The sequence below is a fragment of the Mesorhizobium sp. EU05-FHT14A09 genome (assembly GCF_058790995.1).
In genome coordinates, this window is sequence record NZ_JBYTDF010000002.1 from 240,112 (window position 1) to 256,665 (window position 16,554).

Genomic DNA, 16,554 nt, shown 5'->3' on the forward strand with positions numbered 1-16,554 from the left:
AGAGGCGCAATGGGCCGTGACGTTTCGATTTCGGGACGAGGTGCAGGGCGCGCCGTCATACAGCCGCCCCAGCGCGCCTTCAGGCCGCCCTCACCCAGACTTTGTTGTCGTGCACCGCAGCCCCGCCATAGGGCGCAGGCGCATCCGAACCGGTCAGCACATTGATGCCCTCGCCGCGTTCGTGTGCGGAATTAGGCCAGATGCCTTCGGCGATCACCACGCCGCGCTTGAGGCCCGCAAACAGCTTGGCGTGCAGCACGACCTCACCACGCGGATTGCCGACCTCGACGCGGGCCCCATCCGCCAGACCGAGTGCTTCCGCATCCTCGGGATGGATAAGCAGTTCCGGTCGCACTTCCTTGGCCTGAGACACCGGCGTCTCGGCAAAGGACGAATTCAGGAAGTTGCGCGCGGGTGACGTCGCCAGCCGGAATGGATGTTCGGCATCCGCCACTTCGATGAGGTCGACGTGATCCGGAAACTCCGGAAGCTGATCGACAGGGCCGAAGATGCCCATGCTCCTCGGCGGCTTATTCGGTGCGTAGCCGCCATTCCATTGCGGCTTGAAGCGGAACTTGCCGTCCGGATGACCGAAGCCTTTGATAAAATGCGCAGTCTCGAAATCCGGCTGCATGTCAGCCCAGCGCTGCTCGCGCAGCGTGTCGAAATCGAGATCGCGATTCTTCAGCAGCGCGTTGATGTGCTCTTTTTCTGTCATGCCGAACCCCGGCATGTGCGAAACACCCAGGCGCCTGGCCAGTTCTTCGATGACATAGTGGTTGGTACGCGGACCGGCAGGCGGGTCTATCAGTTTCGGACCGAGCGTGATGTGCTGGTTGCCGCCGCCCTTGTAGATGTCGTCATGCTCGAGGAACATCGTAGCCGGCAAAACGACGTCGGCCACCTTAGCCGTATCGGTCATGAACTGCTCGTGCACGCAGGTGAACAGATCCTCACGCAGGAAACCTTCTTTCACCAGGCGCTGCTCGGGCGCAACGTTCATCGGATTGGTGTTCTGGATCAGCAGCGCCGTCACCGGCGGGCCGCCGTAAAGGGCGTCCTGCGCATGGGTCAGCACCGGACCGATCCGCGAATGGTCGAGATAGCGCACCTTGGGATCGCGGTAGCGATCCCCCTCAAGCAGATCCTTGTTGAACTTGAAGCCGGAAATGCCCGAATTGGAATGGAAAGCACCGCCACCTTCATATTGCCAGCAGCCTGTCACCGCAGCGATGGAAAGGGCTGCATGCATATTGGCCGCGCCGTTGCGCTGGCGTGCGAAACCGTATCCCAGCCGAAAGAAGGTGCGCTTCGTGGTTCCGACCAGCCGCGCGAAGGCCTCGATCTCGGCAACAGTCAGCCCCGTGATCGCAGCCGCCCATGCCGGTGTCTTGTCGGTGAGGTGCGCTTCCAGTCCCTTCGGGTCGTCGGTGTATTTTTCGAGATAGGCGCGGTCGGCCATGTTCTCGCGGAAAAGAACATGCATGACCGCACAGGCCAGCGCGCCATCCGTGCCGGGCTTCACCACCAGGCCGATATCGGCCTGTTTCATCGTGGCGTTCTCATAGATGTCGATGACGACGATCTTGGCACCGCGCTCCTTGCGCGCCTTGATGGCGTGGGTCATCACATTGACCTGGGTGACCACTGCATTGGTGCCCCAGATCACGACGCAATCGGACCGTCCCATCTCGCGCGGATCCGATCCGCGCAGGGCACCGGTGCCCATCACGTAGCCGGTCCAGGCCAGATTGGTGCAGATCGATCCGAAAAAGCCTGAATATTTCTTGGCGTGCCGCAGCCGCTCGATGCCGTCACGCTGCACCAGCCCCATCGTGCCGGCATAGAAGTAGGGCCAGACCGTCTCCGAGCCGTATCTTTCTTCCAACGCGCTGAATTTCTCGGCGACGAGGTCAAGTGCCGCCTCCCAGCTCGCTTCCTTCCACACGCCTTCGCTCTTTGCCCCAGCCCGCACCAATGGCTTCAGCAATCGGTCGGGGTGATGCACGCGGTCGGCGTAGCGCGCAACCTTGGCGCAGATGACACCAGCCGTGTAGCTGTTTGCCTTGGCGCCGTGGATGCGCCCGATGCGATCCGGCGCCAGCAGCTCGACATCGAGGGCGCAGGTCGATGGGCAATCATGCGGACAGGCCGAGTGGCCGATACGGATCTTGGCATGGGTGTTCATGACGTTCTTTTACCTGTTCGCCGGCTCTGAGTGTAGGGCCAGTTGGTCGCGGAAGAGAGGCAAGCGTGACCGCGCAACGGATGCGGACAGAAACGCATTTCTCCATATGTCGTCGAGTAGACACAAACCAATTAGTATTGACTAATTGATTAGTATACACTAATTTGTTCTCATGATTGAAGCCACACAGATCACCACCGTCATGCGGGCCCTCGCCGACCCCACGCGCCGCGCCGTTTTCGAACACGTCTCTCGCTCCGACGAGGTCACGGTGGCGGAGCTGACACGCAGCAGCAATGTGACCCAGGGAGCGATCTCCCAGCATCTCAAGGCGCTCAGGCAGGCAGGCCTGGTCGCCGAGCGTCCCGAGGGCCGCAACGTATTCTACCGCGCCGAACCGCAGGGCCTGGCGCCACTGGCCGACTGGATGAACCACTACGGCACCTTCTGGCGCGAGCGGTTCACCGACCTTCGTACTCTTCTCAAGGAAATCGACCCATGAACGACCTGGCATTGAAGCCCGCCACACAGCAAATCGTCGTCGACGAAGTTTTTCCGCACGATCCCGCAACCATCTGGAAAACCCTGACGAATGGGTCTCTGATGGCGCGCTGGCTGATGGAGCCAAAAGGCTTCGCGGCAGTGGAAGGCACGCACTTTACCTTCCGGACCACCCCGGCTGGCGCCTGGGACGGCACCATCCACTGCCAGGTTCTGGAGGTCAGGCCCAACGAACGCCTCTCCTACGCCTGGAAAGGCGGCGACGATGGCAATGTCGGTTATGGCTCCCGTCTCGACACAGTGCTGTCTTTCGACCTGGAAAAGACTGAAAACGGGACGCGCGTGCGGCTTGTCCATTCTGGCTTCGAACTGCCGCGCAACGAACTGACCATGAAGAACATGAGCGAAGGCTGGAAGATCGTGCTGCCGCGACTTCGCGAGGCCACCGGCACAACTCAATGATCCAAAAGATGGCGCAATGCCGGCTGCCCCGCAGAAATATAGGGGCAGCCTCGCCCTACTCCGCGATGCCTTCCTCATACTCGGTCGACATCGTCAGCCAACGCTCTTCGTGGGCATTGAGCTGAGCTGCCAGCTCAGAGCGTTCCTTGGCGAAGCGTGTCGCCTTGATCGGATCCTTTTCGTAAAGCGCCGGATTGGCAAGTTCGTCCTCGATCGCATCGATACGCTTGCGCAGGCGATCCATCAGCCCTTCCGTCGCGCGGATTTCCTTGGCAAGCGGCTCCAGCGCCGCACGTCTTGCGGCGGCCTCACGGCGGCGATCCGCCTTGGAAGCCTTGTCTGCCTCCCGCTTCTCGCGACGATCGGCAGATACCCCGGTCACCAGCGTCTTGTAGTCGTCGAGATCACCGTCATACGGGTTTACCGCGCCATCCTTGACCAGCCACAGCCGATCGGCCGTCGCCTCGAGCAAATGGCGGTCATGCGAAACCAGGATAACCGCGCCGGGAAAATCATTGAGCGCATGAATCAGCGATTCTCTGGAATCGATATCGAGATGGTTGGTCGGTTCGTCGAGGATGAACAGGTTCGGACCGTCGAAGGCAGCCAATCCCATCAGCAGGCGTGCTTTTTCGCCGCCTGAGAGGTCCTTGGCGGCGGTATTCATCTTCTCCGTCGCCAGGCCGAACTGCGCCACACGTGCCCTCACCTTCGCCTCGGGTGCATCCAGCATGAGACGGCGCACATGTTCGTAAGCATTTTCATCGGGACGCAGATCATCGAGCTGATGCTGGGCAAAGATCGCGACTTTCAGGCCCGGCGCAATCGTCATCGTGCCGGTTTCCGCCTTGAGCCGCCCGGCCAGCAGCTTCGCAAAGGTCGATTTGCCGTTGCCGTTAGCCCCGAGAAGCGCGATGCGATCGTCCGCATCGATGCGCAAGGTCATCTTCTTCAGTATGGGCTTGCCCGGTGTGTAGCCGACTTCGACGCCCGACAGCGCCACGATCGGCGAAGCCACAGTCTTCACCGGTTCCGGAAAGGAAAACGGTTTTACGGAATCGTTGACCAGCGCCGCAATCGGCTTCATGCGCTCCAGCGCCTTGATGCGCGACTGCGCCTGCCTTGCCTTTGAAGCCTTGGCGCGGAAGCGATCGACGAAGGATTGCAGGTGCTTGCGCTGGGCTTCCTGCTTGATACGCCCCTTTTCCTGCAGTTCCTGCTGTTCGGAAAGCAGCCGCTCGAACTGATCGTAGCCGCCGCGCCAGAAACTCAGCTTCTGCTGGTCGAGATGCACGATCGAGTTGACGGCGCGGTTGAGCAGATCGCGATCGTGCGAAATCAGAAGCACGGTATGCGGATACTTCGACACGTAGTTTTCGAGCCAAAGCGTGCCTTCGAGATCGAGATAGTTTGTCGGTTCGTCGAGCAGCAGGAGATCCGGCTCTGAGAACAGCACCGCCGCGAGTGCGACACGCATGCGCCAGCCGCCGGAAAAGGATGACGCCGGGCGCGCCTGGGCGGCCTCGTCGAAGCCGAGGCCGGCGAGAATGGTGGCGGCGCGGGACTCCGCAGTGTGCGCATCGATATCGGCCAGCCGGATGTGGATCTCGGCGATCCGGTTGGGATCGGTCGCGGTCTTTTCCTCCTCCAGCAGTGCGGCACGCTCCTTGTCGGCTGCAAGCACGATCTCCAGTAGCGAATCCTCCGTGCCGGGCGCTTCCTGCGCCACCTGGCCGATGCGCGTGTTCTTTGGAATGCTGATCGAGCCGGTCTCGGAAGCGAGATCGCCGGTGATCGCTTTGAACAACGTGGTTTTGCCGGTGCCGTTACGCCCGACAAGGCCTGCCTTCGTACCGGTGGGCAACGTTAGCGAGGCATGGTCGAGAAGCAGGCGTCCGGCAATGCGGAGGGAAAGGTCGTTGATGATAAGCATGGCGGCGCGGTTTTGACCCGTATGGGCAACAATGGCAAGAGGACGTAGCCGACTGTTTCGGCATGAAAAGCAGCCTGGAACGGCACGATGCCGCTATGCAGCCCTGGCGGGCGTCAGTCGGCCGGCCCGCAGCAGGTCGCTCAATGCAGTGTCGACAGCCTCCATGGCGACATCCGCACCGAGCCGACGTGGCGGCGGCAGCGAATGGCCGACGGTGAAGAGCAGCGCACTGCCTGCTGAAAACACCGCAAACAACAGGAACATGCCGGTTCCGCCATAGGCCCCAAGTGCTATCCCGGCCAGCAGCGGGCCGAAGAAATTGCCGATCGTGGACAGCGAATGCGCCCCGAAATAAGCGCCCCTGTTGGCAGCGGTCGAAATGCCGTCGACCAGCATGTACTCAGCCGGCACGACCAGAACCTCCCCGATCGTAAAGACGATCATCGACGCGACCAGCATCTCCACGCCGGAGGATACCGCAAACCCCAGATTGCCTGCGAGAAAGAGCACGCAGCCGAGCACGAGTGCCGGCAGCGCGCCGGTCCGTTCGATCACCCAGCGTGCCGGCGTGCTGGCGACCAGCACCGCCGCGGCATTGGTGCTGACCAGCAAGGCGAATATCTCCACGCCCCTGGCGAAATCCTTGATGATGTATTGTGAAAGCGGCACCGACCATTGGCCGTAGACCGCAACCAGCAATGTGCCACCGCCGGCGAAGAACATCAGCCTGGGATCTCGGAAAGCGCCGACAAGCCGCCGCCAGCCGCCAACATGCTGTTGGGCAGCATTCGCTGCACTGACCGCGATCTCCGGCACGAAGAGAAAGATGATCGCTCCGAATGCGAAGTGGACCAGGCCGGCCACGACAAACAGGATGTCGGAGGTTGCGCCGAACGCCAGACCGATCATGGGGCCAACCGCCCAGCCGGCATTGATGGCGAGATAGCGCCACGAAAACACCTTCAACCGCAGTCTTTCAGGTGCCGCGTCGCTCATCATCGCTCTTGCGGCAGGCTCATAAACCGCTCCGGCGATGGAGGCTACGATATGGGCGAGTGTGAAAGCCATCACCGACTGAGCAAGGCCCAGCCCAATCATGCCAAGACCGGCAAAGGATATCGCAACGGCCAGCACGGTGCGACGACCGAGCCGATCCGAAATCGCTCCGGCTAGCGGGCTGACCATTGCGCCCAGAAGCGGCCCGATGCCGATCAACGCACCGATCCCCGCAGGCCCAAGCCCGAAGTCCTGCTGCAGCCGGATCGCCAGAAACGACAGGCTCATGCCTTTGGCCACAGCGACAACGCCGGAGCCTGCAATCAGCAGGAAGGCGATCATGCGCCCGGTTTGTTCGGAATAGCTGTTCATGGACGATCGGAGAGCTTGCGCCGGATCAGGCCGACATCCCATGGCTTCGCACCCGAGGTGGCCCAGCGCAATAGAAAACACGGCGCAGACCTGTGGGCCAGCCGGGAAAAATCAATGCACAATCCTCGCGGCTGAACAGCGCCATTCCTGAACATCACCGATACATGGAAAACGGCCCGCCGAAGCGGGCCGCTGTCCCAGGAATGCAACGATCAACGATTGACCTTGGCAAGCAGCGCGCACAATGCCTGCAGATCGCTGTCATAGGCCCCACTGCTCACCACTTCGGCGCAGCGGCGCTTCAGTTTCATCAGCTTGGTGTCGGAGAGCTGCGCTATGGCCCTCGGCACGGCCGGGTTATTGGGGTTCAGTTTTCCGGTACTGGTCGTGCTCCCGAAAATCGAGCCACTCGGTGCCACAGGGCTCATCGGGTTTCGCGGGCTGGAAGGCCCTAATGGGTTGCTCGCGGTGTTTCCGCCGATCCCCACTCCAACACCGACGCCGGTACCGTTTCGTCCGCCGACAGAGGCACCGACACCGGCGGTAACGCCATTCGAGCCGCCAACGGAAGCGCCGACCCCTGCGTTCACGCCGCCGCTACCGCCGATGGACGCGGTGGCGCCAGCCGTGACGCCTCTGGCACCGCCGATGGTGGCACCACCCCCGGCTGTAACGCCGCTGGATCCGCCGACATTGGCGCCGGCCCCTGCGGTTACACCATTGCTGCCGCCAACGGAGGCACCCAGGCCGGCACTGACTCCGCTCGCACCGCCGACGTTTGCGCCTGCGCCAGCGTTAACGCCGTTGGAGCCGCCAATCGAGGCGCCCAGGCCGGCATTCACGCCCCCGGAGCCACCGATCGAGGCGCCGACGCCGGCGTTGATTCCTCCGGAGCCCCCTACGGACACGCCAAGACCATCGGCACCTGCTGGCAAAGCCAAACAAACAACGACGGCACCACTCGCCAATGTTCCGGCGAGACTCTTTACGAAACAAGCCATTACATCCTCCTAATGGTTTTGCGTTTCCTCGACAGCACAGCCAAAAAGCTCGCAGCGAAGTCAAAACATCTGGAGAATACCAAACCGGTCAGGACATTCCCGTATTTTAATATTTATGGCTTTCGGTGTGTTTTTTGCCTTTGGTCAATTGCTGTCTAATTTTATTATATAACAAAATAGGCAATGTGAAACTTATGCGAAAGTACGGCCCTCTTCTGCCCGCTGGAAGTGTATGAGATCCATCGGCACCGACGGCTGTCCGAGAACTGTGAGGATCATGTGCGCCTGACCTCGGTGATGCGTCTGATGGTTGAACAGATGCCCCAGCGCCGGAGCCAGCCGCTGCGAGATTGTGCGCATATCGGTGGTCAGGTAGGAAAATCGTCCTGCGACATCCTTGTCGCTCAAACCTTCGACCCATTCGACGATCCGCCTGTCCTCGGCTTCGCGTGCCATCCTGAGCGCCGGCAGTGCTTGCTGGATGATTGCATCGAGCCGGGCTGGTGCATCGCCCTGGCCTGTAAAGCGCTTCATCCAGATGCGGTCAGTGACGAGCAGGTGGTTGAGCGTGCCCATCATTGATCCGAAGAACGCCCCCGCATCGCGCGTGAACTCCTCGTCGGTCAAAGCATCCGCGGCATCATAGAGACGACTGTTGGCCCATCGGTTGTAGGCCGCGAACATCATGAAGTGTCGTCTCATTCAACCCTCGTTCCCGACGAGCAGAGCGTCCCGCGATGGCTCGCGCAGACTGGCCTTCCGTACCAGAAGGGATGAGCCGCGAGAAAGAGGCTTGCGCGATGAAGGTGTCTTTGCTGACCGCTCATTGGCTGCGATCTGTATCCGTCGCCGAGCTTTTCGAGCACCCGTGACTTCGCGATGGGCCTGTAGCAATGCCGGCAGCCGCCATTCCTCGTCTTCTGGACCGGAATCGCTGCACGAACCACCCAAAGACGTTCGAAATTCCCGTACCACCGCTTTCTTTCGACGAACCTGGCTGGCAACACCTCAACCGCGCCACAGAATTGCGGAAAGCGGCGCGGCGCGGCGATTTCGCGGCCGTGGAAGCGTTCTATGCCGAAGAAGAAAGACTTTTCTGGGCGGCAAAGGACGATGCCCACACCGAATACGAGAACCGTGCCCGTTCGCCGATGCTGTTCGACTTTGCGACCGTCGATGCGGAAAGACGCCGCCGTCTATGGCGAGACCAGCGGCCCCATGGTCAAGCGCGTGCCGGGCGCTTTTTCAAGCGCAAGATGGACCCCAAGCATCTGCCGCCTTCATTTCCGGGAAACTGGCCTGCACTCCACCCGTCGCCTCCTCTTGGCAATGCGTCGGCCGGCTTGTATAGAGCCCGCCACACCTCAATCCCCACCACCAAAGGACGACCCATGGCGATCGAACGCACCTTCTCGATGATCAAGCCGGATGCCACCAAGCGCAACCTCACGGGCGCCATCACCAAGATGCTCGAGGATGCCGGCCTGCGCGTCGTTGCCTCCAGACGCGTCTGGATGAGCCTGCGCGAAGCCCAGGGCTTCTATGCCGTCCACAAAGACCGCCCCTTCTTTGGCGAACTGACCGAATTCATGTCGTCGGGCCCGACGATCGTGCAGGTTCTGGAAGGCGAGAATGCGATCGCCAAGAACCGCGAAGTGATGGGCGCCACCAATCCGGCCAACGCCGCCGAGGGCACCATCCGCAAGGTGCATGCCCTGTCGATCGGCGAGAATTCGGTGCACGGTTCGGATGCTCCGGAAACCGCCGCCGAAGAAATCGCCTATTGGTTCTCGGGCACCGAGATCGTCGGCTGACCCCATATCCTTCCCCGAGCACGGGGGACTTAAACTTGTAGAAAAGCCGGGTAAATGCCCGGCTTTTTTGCGTATGCACTTCACGCAGCTTCCGTCGGCCTCAACCTGCCGTGCCGGCTTCGTCCTGTTTGTCCTGAACCTGCTTCAGCACCATCGTTATCGGTTCACTGGCTAGCGGATCGATATAGTGCCGGGCATTGCTCAGGAACTGCGCTTGGCCATCGATCGTGATGCTCGCATCCACCGCGTATGTCGTCTTGGGGCGGATATCCCGGCTGTCGAACTTCAGGATAAATCGCATCGGCACCTGACCGGCAGGCGCGATCCGCTGCTCGGAGATCACCTTGGCCGGCGCGTCGGTCTGCGAAGTGTCGAGCAACTGCACCGTAAGCACAGCATTCTTGGGCAAGACCGTGTGCTCGCGGTAGGTGACTTCACCTGTAAGCCGCCGCTCTGCCGCCACGGACATGTCGGTCGTGACGAGAATCCCCACCATCAGGGGCGCGAAGCCGAAGATCAGAAATTCCGCGATCCTGTCCAACATAACGCTGCTCCATTGGCGCGCGACGATGGACGACGCGGCGCCAATGAAAAATCCGCTTCGATTGCGAACAATCCGTGGCTGATCTGGGGTATTTTCGAGTGCAGGCGTCCTCTGCCGGCAGCTCAGCGCCAGCGCTTGGCGGCCTGCTCGTCGCTGTCCTTGGCATCGACCCAACCGCCATCGGTGCCGTCGGCACGATGCTCCTTCTTCCAGAACGGCGCGCGGGATTTGAGGTAGTCCATCAGGAAATCGGCCGCCTCGAAGGCAGCGCGCCGATGCGCGGATGCGGTCACGACCAGTACGATGTTCTCGCCAGGTCGAATGCGACCGTGGCGATGGATCACAGTGACGGCCTGCAACGGCCAGCGCCCGACAGCTTCCGCGGCAATACGGCTGATCTCAGCCTCGGCCATACCTGGATAATGTTCCAGCTCAAGTGCTGCCAGTACACCGCCTTCATCACGGCAAAGCCCGGAAAACGTGACCACGGCACCGATATCGGCTCGCCCGGTGCTGAGCGCAGCGACCTCGGCTGCGATGTCGAAATCCTGCGCCTGGATGCGGACTTTCGGCTTGACGACGCCGGACACGCCATCAGCCTCCCGTCATCGGCGGAAACAAGGCAATTTCGCGCGCGCCAGCTATTTTCTCGCCGTGGTCGACGTGTTCCTGGTTGATGGCGACACGGATCGCACGCGGATGCTGGAGAGCGGTTTCGTATTCTTCGCCGCGCGATTTCAACCAGGCGAGCAGTTCAGCCACTGTGGTCACTTCCAGTGGAAGGTCGACATCTTCTTCGGCTTTCCCGATCCGCTCACGCACCCAGGCGAAATAGATAAGCTTCATCGGCATCTCGCTATTCATCGACGATATGCTTCAAGCCGGCACGGAAGTAGTCATAACCGGTATAGAGCGTGACCACCGCCGCTATCCAGAGCAGCACCAGTCCGGTTTGGGTGGTGAAGGGGAAAATCTTGTCGCCGGCCGGACCTGCAAGCAGGAAAGCGATCGCCACCATCTGGATCGTCGTCTTCCACTTCGCGAGCTGCGTAACCGGGACCGAAACCTTGAGTGCGGCTAGATACTCCCGCAGCCCCGAGACCAGGATCTCGCGGCACAGGATGATGATGGCCGCCCACAGCGACCAACCGGCAATACCATCCTCGTCAGCCGCGAGCAGCAGCAGGCAGGTTGAAACCAGAAGCTTGTCGGCGATCGGATCGAGCATCCTGCCGATATTGGACGTCTGCTGCCAGGCACGCGCCAGATAGCCGTCAAAATAATCGGTAATCGACGCCGCCAGGAAGATCGCCAGAGCGAGCCAGCGCGCAAAATCGCTCGATTTCAGATGGCCTTCGAGAAAGAAGCACACGACCACCATCGGCACAGCGACGATGCGTGCGTAGGTAAGCATGTTCGGCAGGTTGAATGCGTGTTTCGCCATGCGTGCCTGAGAACTTCCGGGTCGTTTCTTTTCGCCTTCGTACTCAAATCAGAAGCCGATATCAGGGGTCAACCATTGAAAATCGACTAGCCAGCGCAAAACGGCATACAAATGGTCAATTCTCATGAAAATGGTTGTAAACAAGCCGCGCGACCTGCTCCGAAATGCCATTGACCGACATGAGGTCATCAACGGCGGCGCGGCTGACCGCCTTGGCGGTACCGAAGTGCAGCAGCAGAGCACGCTTGCGGCCCGGTCCGATGCCGGCGATTTCGTCCAGCGGGCTCTTCACCATCTCCTTCTTGCGGCGGGCACGGTGCGAGCCGATCGCAAAACGATGCGCCTCGTCGCGCAGGCGCTGGATGAAATACAGCACCGGATCGCGCACCGGCAGCGTGAAGGACGGCTTGCCCTCGACGAAGAACCGCTCACGGCCTGCCTCGCGGTCCTGGCCCTTGGCGATACCGATGGCCACCACCCGGTCCTGGACACCCAGGTCCGCGAGGATCTTGCGCACAGCTGACATCTGTCCCTGGCCGCCATCGATCAGGATGACGTCCGGCCAGGCGGGGAAGCCATTGGAGATCAGGTCGTCCGGTTCGCTGGTCTCCTCCGCGGTCGTCTCATCGCCATGTTCCTTCATAAGCCGGGAGAAGCGACGCTCCATGACCTCTCGCATCATGCCGAAATCATCGCCGGGCGTGATGTCGGTCGAGCGGATGTTGAACTTGCGGTACTGATTCTTGACGAACCCCTCCGGCCCGGCGACCACCATGGCGCCGACGGCATTGGTGCCCATGATGTGCGAGTTGTCGTAGACTTCGACGCGCACCGGCGGCTTCGGTAAACCGAACGTTTCGGCAAAGCCTGCCAGCAACCTCGCCTGTGTCGAGGTCTCCGCCAGCCGGCGGCCGAGCGCTTCGCGCGCATTCTGCAGCGCGTGGTCGGTCAGGTCCTTCTTCTCGCCACGCTGCGGAACCGAAATCGACACCTTGCGGCCCGCGCGGGTCGACAGTGCCTCGGCCAACAACTCCTGCTCCTCGACGGGATGCGAAAGCAGCACCGTGCGTGGTGTCGGTTTGTCGTCATAGAACTGAGCCAGAAATGAACCCAGCACCTCGGCGGCTTCCATGGCGGGATCGGCCTTGGGGAAATAGGCGCGATTGCCCCAGTTCTGCCCCGTGCGGAAGAAGAACACCTGGATGCAGACCTGCCCGCCTTCCTGATGGATCGCGAAGACGTCGGCCTCTTCCACAGACTGCGGATTGATCCCTTGATGGCTCTGCACATGAGCAAGCGCCGCCAAACGATCCCGGTAGATCGCCGCATGTTCGAAATCGAGATTTTCAGCGGCGACCTGCATGGCTGCGGAAATCTCGGTCTTTACCTTCTGGCTGCGTCCCGAGAGAAAATCCTTCGCCTCGTCGACCAGCACTTTGTAGTCGTCATGCGAGATTTCGCCCGTGCACGGCCCGGCGCAACGTTTGATTTGGTAGAGCAGGCACGGTCGGGTCCTGTTCTCATAAAAAGAATTGGTGCAGCTCCGCAGCAGGAAGGCCCGTTGCAGCGAATTGATAGTGCGGCCCACGGCTTGTGCAGAAGCGAAGGGGCCAAAATAATCGCCCTTTCGCGACCGTGCGCCACGATGCTTGTAGATGCCGGGCGACAGGTGATCTCCGGTCAGCAGGATATAGGGAAACGACTTGTCGTCACGCAACAGGACGTTAAAGCGCGGGCGCAAGCGCTTGATGAGATTCGCTTCCAGCAGCAGCGCTTCGATCTCTGTGCGGGTGACGACAAATTCCATCGTCGCCGTCTCACGGACCATGCGGCCGATGCGGTTGGTATGGAAACGGCCCTGCGCGTATTGCGTGACGCGTTTCTTGAGGCTGCGTGCCTTGCCGACATAGAGCACGTCGCCGGTAACGTTCATCATTCGATAGACACCGGGCGCATTCGGCAGGCGCTTGACCAGCGTCTGGATGACCTCCGCTCCGACCATGCCCTCGGTATCGCCGGCATGCGGCGTCCAGTCGATCGTCGTGAAGGCGACATCGGGGCCTGAAGCCCCCACCTCCACTTCTATGCTGTCGTCGTCGTCCAGATCGACATCAGGCAGGTCGTCGCCCGCCGCGCGTCCGTTTTTCGTCTTGCCGGAACTCATTCCACCACGCCCGTCACATCCGGCGTCTGCCATGCAAGATGCTGGCCGCCATCCAGCGCGATCATCTGGCCGGTGACCGACCGCGCATTCCACAGATATCGTATTGTCGCGCCGAATTCGCCAAGCCCGGCGCCGCGCTTCAGCAACACGCCATCGAGTTGTTTCTGGAAATCGTCATCCTCCTGGCGCGCTCCCTTCAAGGTAGGTCCCGGCCCGATCGCATTGACGCGAATACGCGGCGCCAGCGCCTGCGCCATCGTCTGCGTGGCTGCCCATAACGCCGATTTCGACAACGCATAGGAAAAATAACGCGGCGTCGGCCGCCACACCCGTTGATCGATCATGTTGACGACCAGGCCGTCCTGGCCTTCGGGCAAGGCACGGGCGAAACGTTGTGTCAGAAGCGCCGGCGCTTTCACATGCACCGCGAAATGGCGATCCCATCCGGACCACTCGAAATCCTCAAGCGAATCTTCCTCGAACAGCGAAGCGTTGTTGATCAGGAGGCTGATCGGGCCGAGCGCATCTGCAGCGGCATCGAGCAATCCTGCCGTCTTGTCGATGTCGGTCAGGTCTGCGGCGACAACCGCGGCGCGCCCGCCGGCAGCAACAATCTCCCCGACAACGGATTCGGCCTCTTCGCGGGAACGATTGCAATGTACAGCCACGGCAAACCCGTTGGCGGCGAGGTCTTGAACGATGGCCCTGCCCAGCCTTTTCGCCCCTCCAGTCACCAGGGCCGTCGCTATGGTTTCGTTCGTCATCTGGCTTTCATCCGCGATCAGGGCAGCCAGCAAATGAGACCGCTCAATGGTAAAATACCGTTCGTTCCTATGGCCACATTGTGTCGATCCTTCGAAAGGACGGCTTCGACTCGCATTTGGCCATTAGACCGGATGGCCAATATAGGGGCCGCAAACCCTTGTACCAAGCCGGGTAAAGCCGGTCTGCCGAAAGGCTCCTGACACCTTTGTTGCACTAGTGCAACGTCATCGTTCAGCCTCATTCGCGCCAGCTAAAGACCCAAGTTCAGGTTCGCTTCCGCCGTATTTGCCGCCCAAATTCCGGAACCGTTGAACACGTGATCCGTTTCCTCCCCCAGCGGATCCGGTTCGCAACAAACAAGCCAGCGTCTTTGGCTTTATGGAGTAAGAACTATGTCTATCAACCACAAATTTGCGCGGACTTCGGTTGCTGCGATCGGGCTTCTCGCCGTGATCGGCACTGTTCCCGCTTTCGCTGCAGACGTCGTTTCGGAAGAGCCGCCGGCTCCGGCTCCGATTGCGGAGCTGCCGGTTGCTTCCTGGGCCGGCGCCTATGCCGGTGTCAATCTCGGCTACGGCTTCTCGGGCCGAACCAAGATTGACGATCATAACGCCAATGCCAAGACCGACGGCTTCATCGGCGGCGGCTTTGCCGGCTACAACTGGCAGCAGGACAACTTCGTTTACGGCGTCGAGGGCGATCTCGGCTACAACGGCTCGAAGGGCTCGTCGAACGGCTACAAGTCGAAGTCCGGCTTCGAGGGTTCGATCCGCGCCCGCCTCGGCTACTCTGTCAGCCCCGACATCCTGCTCTACGGCACGGCCGGTGGTGCGGGCGAAGGCCTGAAGGTAACGAACGAAGCCACCGGCCTCGGCGATCGCAAGACCATGTTCGGCTGGACCGCGGGTGTCGGCACCGACATCAAGCTCACCGAGAACGTCTTCGGCCGCGTCGAATATCGCTACACCGACTACGGTTCCAAGACCTTCGACAACGGCATCGGCAAGGTCAAGGACAGCGACAACCGCATCCAGTTCGGTGTCGGTATGAAGTTCTGATCGGTCTTCGATCAGCACCAGAAAGCCGGGCGCAAGCCCGGCTTTTCTGCATCTGAAGGGAGATGTGACCCGACAAGCTTCTCAGATCAGGCCGGAATGCCAGCAGCCAGCTCCGGAAACTTCTCGTCGAAGCGGGCAGCCCAGCGTACCAGCCGAGCCCGCCCCTTCTCCCATTTGCCGGCAAAGCGGAGCGACAGATAGCCAAGTGTGGCCCGCAGCGCGATCTGGCCGGCGGTTATCTTGCTCGGCAGCTTGGGCGGATTGGCGTTCAGGCTATCGAGCGCTCGGGTGATCTTTGCCCATTGCCTGTCCAGCCAGGGCTGAAACACCTTGTCGTCGGGCCTAACCCTGCGTTCATAGACCATAGACAATGCCGAATCGCAGATGCCGTCTGCCAAAGCCTCCAGCGCCTCGGCTTCCGTGCGCTTTTCGGGATTGCGTGGAAACAGCACGTTCTTGGTCTGCCGATTGAGATACTGGGTGATCGCGCGGCTGTCGTAGATTGATTGACCGGTTTCCAGAACCAGCACGGGAATCTTGCCGAGAGGATTGGCGGCAATCAGGTCCGCCGGGTCCTCTTCCGTCTTGACGGGTTTCAAATCCAAGGCGATGCCGGCATAGGCAGCCGCCATGCGGACTTTGGAACTGTAGGGCGAGGTGGTTGCGTAGAGCAGGCTGGGCATGAGCTCCTCATTGGAAAGCGTGCTTCGGCCCGCCATCTGGCAAGCCGGAGCACGACCAGCCGGACACGCTGACGAGCGGCCGAAGCATGGCGTGCTCTGACGGGCGCCGTAAAAGAAGCGCCCAGGGATGGTCAGCGCAGAACGCGGCAGCCGCCGTTATAGACATACCAGCGGTCGAAGCCTGAAACGCAGAATTCGACATTGTCACCGACGCCGGCGAAACCCTGCCCTTCCTCGATGAGATACCAGACGGTGCGCTCATGTCCGTCGGAGAGGATGACCTTTGCGTCACAATAGCGGCGGCCGATCGGCCAGTTTTCTTCGGCCGGCTGGTAGCGGCGCTCATTGATGCGACGAAAATCCGTGATCTGCACATCGGGCAGATTGGGCACGTGGCGGACTTGGTAGGCAAAGCGGCTGCTGATCTTGTTGAGCACCCAGGCTTCGCCACACACGCCCGGATCACCGGAATAGCTGGACAGGTCGGCCGCCTGAGCCACCGGGGCAACGGTCAGGACGGAGCCCAGGCCAATCAACCCGGCGAGAAGGGATTTGAACGAGTGTGTCATGGCAGCGCCTCATTTCTGATCGGCGGCACTGTGCGGATTTGCTGTCACACGGTCAAGCTG

The 16,554-nt window shown here is 61.0% G+C and carries 17 protein-coding genes; 4 read left to right on the forward strand and 13 right to left on the reverse strand.

Features of this window, described 5'->3' with window-relative positions; translation table 11 throughout:
* Nucleotides 1–79 precede the first annotated feature (79 nt).
* The gene (locus tag AC3WTO_RS08535) at nt 80–2,188 is read right to left on the reverse strand and encodes a molybdopterin-containing oxidoreductase family protein (protein WP_492460276.1); all 2,109 of its coding nucleotides are present in this window, start codon (nt 2,186–2,188) and stop codon (nt 80–82) included.
* Nucleotides 2,189–2,360: 172 nt separating this feature from the next.
* Between AC3WTO_RS08535 and AC3WTO_RS08540 the strand changes: the two genes are divergently transcribed.
* Both AC3WTO_RS08540 and AC3WTO_RS08545 read left to right on the forward strand, forming a co-directional pair.
* Entirely contained in the window at nt 2,361–2,690 is a 330-nt protein-coding gene (locus tag AC3WTO_RS08540) for an ArsR/SmtB family transcription factor (RefSeq protein WP_492460277.1), read from the forward strand.
* Nucleotides 2,687–3,151, forward strand: a complete 465-nt coding sequence (locus tag AC3WTO_RS08545; protein ID WP_492460278.1) for an SRPBCC family protein — start codon at nt 2,687–2,689, stop codon at nt 3,149–3,151. Before AC3WTO_RS08540 ends, AC3WTO_RS08545 begins: the two co-directional genes overlap by 4 nt.
* A 55-nt stretch (nt 3,152–3,206) precedes the next feature.
* Here AC3WTO_RS08545 and AC3WTO_RS08550 read toward each other — a convergent pair whose 3' ends face one another.
* The 4 genes from AC3WTO_RS08550 to AC3WTO_RS08565 form a co-directional block, all read right to left on the reverse strand.
* Nucleotides 3,207–5,084 (reverse strand): ABC-F family ATP-binding cassette domain-containing protein, encoded by a 1,878-nt coding sequence (locus AC3WTO_RS08550; protein ID WP_492460279.1) that lies wholly within the window; start codon nt 5,082–5,084, stop codon nt 3,207–3,209.
* Nucleotides 5,085–5,177: 93 nt separating this feature from the next.
* Entirely contained in the window at nt 5,178–6,452 is a 1,275-nt protein-coding gene (locus tag AC3WTO_RS08555) for an MFS transporter (RefSeq protein ID WP_492460280.1), read from the reverse strand.
* Between the two features lie 212 nt (nt 6,453–6,664).
* On the reverse strand, nt 6,665–7,453 hold the full coding sequence (locus tag AC3WTO_RS08560; RefSeq protein WP_492460282.1) for a hypothetical protein: 789 nt from the start codon (nt 7,451–7,453) through the stop codon (nt 6,665–6,667).
* Between the two features lie 192 nt (nt 7,454–7,645).
* The gene (locus AC3WTO_RS08565) at nt 7,646–8,155 is read right to left on the reverse strand and encodes a DinB family protein (RefSeq protein WP_492460283.1); all 510 of its coding nucleotides are present in this window, start codon (nt 8,153–8,155) and stop codon (nt 7,646–7,648) included.
* 689 nt (nt 8,156–8,844) lie between these two features.
* Between AC3WTO_RS08565 and ndk the strand changes: the two genes are divergently transcribed.
* Nucleotides 8,845–9,267: a nucleoside-diphosphate kinase gene (ndk, locus tag AC3WTO_RS08570; RefSeq protein WP_326892265.1), complete on the forward strand. Its 423-nt coding sequence runs from the start codon at nt 8,845–8,847 to the stop codon at nt 9,265–9,267.
* Nucleotides 9,268–9,367: 100 nt separating this feature from the next.
* On the opposite strand, the gene AC3WTO_RS08575 is transcribed toward ndk, so the two are convergent.
* The 6 genes from AC3WTO_RS08575 to AC3WTO_RS08600 form a co-directional block, all read right to left on the reverse strand.
* Nucleotides 9,368–9,808, reverse strand: a complete 441-nt coding sequence (locus AC3WTO_RS08575; protein ID WP_492460284.1) for a YbaY family lipoprotein — start codon at nt 9,806–9,808, stop codon at nt 9,368–9,370.
* A 125-nt stretch (nt 9,809–9,933) separates the two neighbouring features.
* Nucleotides 9,934–10,401: a molybdenum cofactor biosynthesis protein MoaE gene (locus tag AC3WTO_RS08580; protein ID WP_492460285.1), complete on the reverse strand. Its 468-nt coding sequence runs from the start codon at nt 10,399–10,401 to the stop codon at nt 9,934–9,936.
* Between the two features lie 4 nt (nt 10,402–10,405).
* Complete coding sequence (moaD, locus tag AC3WTO_RS08585; RefSeq protein ID WP_492460286.1) at nt 10,406–10,663, reverse strand: molybdopterin converting factor subunit 1; 258 nt, start codon at nt 10,661–10,663, stop codon at nt 10,406–10,408.
* Nucleotides 10,664–10,667: 4 nt separating this feature from the next.
* Nucleotides 10,668–11,255: a CDP-diacylglycerol--glycerol-3-phosphate 3-phosphatidyltransferase gene (gene pgsA, locus AC3WTO_RS08590; protein ID WP_492460287.1), complete on the reverse strand. Its 588-nt coding sequence runs from the start codon at nt 11,253–11,255 to the stop codon at nt 10,668–10,670.
* Nucleotides 11,256–11,370: 115 nt separating this feature from the next.
* Complete coding sequence (gene uvrC / locus AC3WTO_RS08595) at nt 11,371–13,419, reverse strand: excinuclease ABC subunit UvrC (protein WP_492460837.1); 2,049 nt, start codon at nt 13,417–13,419, stop codon at nt 11,371–11,373.
* Nucleotides 13,416–14,183, reverse strand: coding sequence for an SDR family oxidoreductase (locus AC3WTO_RS08600; protein ID WP_492460288.1), 768 nt, complete (start codon nt 14,181–14,183; stop codon nt 13,416–13,418). Before AC3WTO_RS08600 ends, uvrC begins: the two co-directional genes overlap by 4 nt.
* A gap of 393 nt (nt 14,184–14,576) precedes the next feature.
* Between AC3WTO_RS08600 and AC3WTO_RS08605 the strand changes: the two genes are divergently transcribed.
* Nucleotides 14,577–15,242, forward strand: coding sequence for an outer membrane protein (locus AC3WTO_RS08605; RefSeq protein WP_492460289.1), 666 nt, complete (start codon nt 14,577–14,579; stop codon nt 15,240–15,242).
* An 86-nt stretch (nt 15,243–15,328) separates the two neighbouring features.
* Here AC3WTO_RS08605 and AC3WTO_RS08610 read toward each other — a convergent pair whose 3' ends face one another.
* The gene (locus AC3WTO_RS08610) at nt 15,329–15,925 is read right to left on the reverse strand and encodes a glutathione S-transferase family protein (RefSeq protein ID WP_492460290.1); all 597 of its coding nucleotides are present in this window, start codon (nt 15,923–15,925) and stop codon (nt 15,329–15,331) included.
* A 131-nt stretch (nt 15,926–16,056) separates the two neighbouring features.
* The gene (locus AC3WTO_RS08615; RefSeq protein ID WP_492460291.1) at nt 16,057–16,494 is read right to left on the reverse strand and encodes a hypothetical protein; all 438 of its coding nucleotides are present in this window, start codon (nt 16,492–16,494) and stop codon (nt 16,057–16,059) included.
* Nucleotides 16,495–16,554: the final 60 nt, after the last annotated feature.

Excerpts from the sequence above, each read along its gene's own strand:
- AC3WTO_RS08535 (WP_492460276.1), bottom strand. The coding sequence starts at position 2,188 with ATGAACACCCATGCCAAGATCCGTATCGGCCACTCGGCCTGTCCGCAT.
- AC3WTO_RS08540 (WP_492460277.1), top strand. The coding sequence starts at position 2,361 with ATGATTGAAGCCACACAGATCACCACCGTCATGCGGGCCCTCGCCGAC.
- AC3WTO_RS08545 (WP_492460278.1), top strand. The coding sequence starts at position 2,687 with ATGAACGACCTGGCATTGAAGCCCGCCACACAGCAAATCGTCGTCGAC.
- AC3WTO_RS08550 (WP_492460279.1), bottom strand. The coding sequence starts at position 5,084 with ATGCTTATCATCAACGACCTTTCCCTCCGCATTGCCGGACGCCTGCTT.
- AC3WTO_RS08555 (WP_492460280.1), bottom strand. The coding sequence starts at position 6,452 with ATGAACAGCTATTCCGAACAAACCGGGCGCATGATCGCCTTCCTGCTG.
- AC3WTO_RS08560 (WP_492460282.1), bottom strand. The coding sequence starts at position 7,453 with ATGGCTTGTTTCGTAAAGAGTCTCGCCGGAACATTGGCGAGTGGTGCC.
- AC3WTO_RS08565 (WP_492460283.1), bottom strand. The coding sequence starts at position 8,155 with ATGAGACGACACTTCATGATGTTCGCGGCCTACAACCGATGGGCCAAC.
- ndk (WP_326892265.1), top strand. The coding sequence starts at position 8,845 with ATGGCGATCGAACGCACCTTCTCGATGATCAAGCCGGATGCCACCAAG.
- moaD (WP_492460286.1), bottom strand. The coding sequence starts at position 10,663 with ATGCCGATGAAGCTTATCTATTTCGCCTGGGTGCGTGAGCGGATCGGG.
- pgsA (WP_492460287.1), bottom strand. The coding sequence starts at position 11,255 with ATGGCGAAACACGCATTCAACCTGCCGAACATGCTTACCTACGCACGC.
- uvrC (WP_492460837.1), bottom strand. The coding sequence starts at position 13,419 with ATGAGTTCCGGCAAGACGAAAAACGGACGCGCGGCGGGCGACGACCTG.
- AC3WTO_RS08600 (WP_492460288.1), bottom strand. The coding sequence starts at position 14,183 with ATGACGAACGAAACCATAGCGACGGCCCTGGTGACTGGAGGGGCGAAA.
- AC3WTO_RS08605 (WP_492460289.1), top strand. The coding sequence starts at position 14,577 with ATGTCTATCAACCACAAATTTGCGCGGACTTCGGTTGCTGCGATCGGG.
- AC3WTO_RS08610 (WP_492460290.1), bottom strand. The coding sequence starts at position 15,925 with ATGCCCAGCCTGCTCTACGCAACCACCTCGCCCTACAGTTCCAAAGTC.
- AC3WTO_RS08615 (WP_492460291.1), bottom strand. The coding sequence starts at position 16,494 with ATGACACACTCGTTCAAATCCCTTCTCGCCGGGTTGATTGGCCTGGGC.